General features: G+C 68.3%; 1 protein-coding gene. It reads left to right on the forward strand.

What is annotated here, in order from left to right; genetic code table 11:
• Positions 1-15: 15 nt before the first annotated feature.
• Positions 16-278: hypothetical protein (locus tag FVS66_RS01660; RefSeq protein WP_187645341.1), on the forward strand; the 263-nt coding region annotated here is incomplete at its 3' end.

Consider the following 278-nt stretch of genomic DNA (forward strand, 5'->3'; position numbering starts at 1 on the left):
GATGCGGAGTACTGGGTGCGGCATGTCCGTCAGTCGGTCCGCTTCGCCGATGGTGTGCGCACGCTGTGGGAGCTGGGCGTGCGCCGGTTTTTGGAACTGGGTCCGGACGCGGTGTTGACCGCGATGGCCAGGCAGTGTGTTCAGGATGACACCGAAGCCGCGTTCATACCCGCCCTGCGCGGCAAGCACGGTGAGCGGGACACCTTCGCCGCCTTCCTCGGCCGCACACACACCGCCGGCGTCAGCGTGGACTGGGAGGCGGTGTTCGCCGGAACGGG

Source organism: Streptomyces sp. TRM49041 (assembly GCF_008271805.1).
Classification (GTDB): Bacteria; Actinomycetota; Actinomycetes; order Streptomycetales; family Streptomycetaceae; genus Streptomyces.